Below are 1961 nucleotides of genomic sequence, written 5' to 3'. Positions count from 1 at the left end.
GGCGGGCGATCTCCTCGATGATGGAGATCTTCTCGGCGATGGACTTCATGGCCCCCACGGTCTGGGACACGGCCTGGCCGCCCTCTTCGGCGTCCTTGGCGGCCTTGAGGGCCATGGCTTCGGTCTGCACGGCGTTGTCGGCGTTCTGCTGGATGTTGGAGGCCATCTGCTCCATGGAGGAGGAGACCTCTTCCACGCTGGCGGCCTGCTCCGAAGCGCCCTGGGAGAGCGACTCGGAGGTGGCCGAGAGCTCCTGCGAGCCCGAGGCCACGTTGTTGGCCCCTTCCACCACCTCGGCCATCACGTCGTTGAGCCTGCGGGTCATCTCGCGCAGGGCGTCGGCCAGCTGGCCGATCTCGTCCTTCTGGTTCACGTCGAGGTCCAGGGTCATGTCGCCCTCGGACATCTTCTGGGCGAAGGCCACGCCCTTGATCACCGGGCCGGTGATGCCCCTGGTGATGAGCAAGGCCGTGATCACGCCCAGGATGAGGGCCGCCACGAGGCCCACGGCCATGACGGTGGTGGCGTTGGCGAGGCTGTGGGAGGCCTCCTTGGTGGTCTCCTCGGTGGCTTTCACGCCGTAGAGGGAGGTGGTCTCGGCGGCCTTGGTGACGATGGCGGCGGTCTCGTTGCGCTTCTTGCCCAGGTCGTCCATGACCTGCCACAGCTTCAGGTAGTTCTGGATGCCCTCCTTGTAGGCATCCGCGGCGCGGCGCATCTCCGCCAGCTGGCGCAGGTTCACTTCCTGCCGGGTGATGGCGCGGATGGCCTGCTCCTTGGAGGCGATGGCGTCGAAAAGCTTCATGGAATTCTGGATGGTCTTCACGTCGCGAAAGAACATGCCGCGCAGGGTGGTCATGCGCAGGTCGAAGATGACCTCGATGATGTCCCCGGCCATGTCGACTTTGTCGGTGCGGTCCTTGACTTTGGCGGAGTCCGCGTTCGGCTGGGAGAGCAGTTCGGCCAAGACTTTTTGCTGGCTTTCGCGGTAGTCCGAGGCGTTTTTGAGGAAGGTTTCGGCGGCCTGGGTCATGGTCGCCAGGGTGGCGTCCATGGCCTTGTCGGTGTCGCGGGACTGCTGCCCGAGCTTCTTGTAGTCGGCCAGCGCGGCAGAGGCGGCATCCGCGTTTTCCTTGAGCTTCACGAGCCCGGGATACTTCTGAGCCAAATCCTTGGCCTGGACCAGGGATTTCTCCGTATCCGCGATGGCCTTCACCGCCTCATCCCAATAGGAGTCAATGCCCGAAAGCGCGTAGCTGCGCATGGCGAGCATGGTCTGAAGGGCGTTGCGCTCCACGTTGTTGGCCACGGCCACTTCGGGCGCGATCTCCTGGGCCAGCCGGTCCGCCTGCTTGCCCACGCCCATCATGTTCACCATGGCCATGCCGCCCAGCAGGGCCGCGATGAGGATGAGCACGCCGAATCCCAGGCCGATCTTCATTCCGAGCTTCAAGTTGCGCATGCTGGCTCCCTCTGGGAAGAGTTCTTACGAATGATTCTTAATTATTGGCATTGATTGCGGACCTTACTGATATCCAAAAGCCCCGTACAGGTCCAGCGAAAGCGCAAAAGCGTCGCTTCGTCTCGAAAATATGTCTGCCGGGGTACAATCCGGACTTCCCGGTGGGCAACCTGCTGAAAACAATCGCCGCACAAGCGGCCGACCGCGGGCTCAAGCAGCGAAAGGGAAATACAGGCCCCTGCAACCCGCAGGATAACCTTTGGTCGCGGGATGTTGTCATGGCCTTTCGCCGGGGCTGACCGCAGGATGCGGCACCGCGCCGGGAGAGAGCGCGCCACGGCGACCGTGCGCTCCTCCCCCGGGAGACCGCTCAGGCCCCGGCCAGGGAGCGCCAGAGGCCCTCCCACCAGGGACCGAAGCGTTCGCCCCCGAGGAGGCAAGGGCCCAGCACCACGTCGGGGTCGAAGGTCCACAGCTCGCGGCCGGGCACGTCCCCCAT

At 64.3% G+C, this 1961-nt stretch carries 1 protein-coding gene; it reads right to left on the bottom strand.

Annotation, left to right across the window (positions count from 1 at the left end; translation table 11 throughout):
- Positions 1 to 1462, bottom strand: a 1462-nt coding sequence (locus ACV4UX_RS19025; protein WP_491594850.1) for a HAMP domain-containing methyl-accepting chemotaxis protein, incomplete at its 3' end; no start/stop codon positions are given.
- Between the last annotated feature and the right edge of the window lie 499 nt (positions 1463 to 1961).

The sequence above is a fragment of the Fundidesulfovibrio sp. genome (assembly GCF_058402725.1).
The sequence above is the reverse complement of the archived record's forward strand: the minus strand, read 5'-3'. Positions and strand labels throughout refer to the sequence as shown.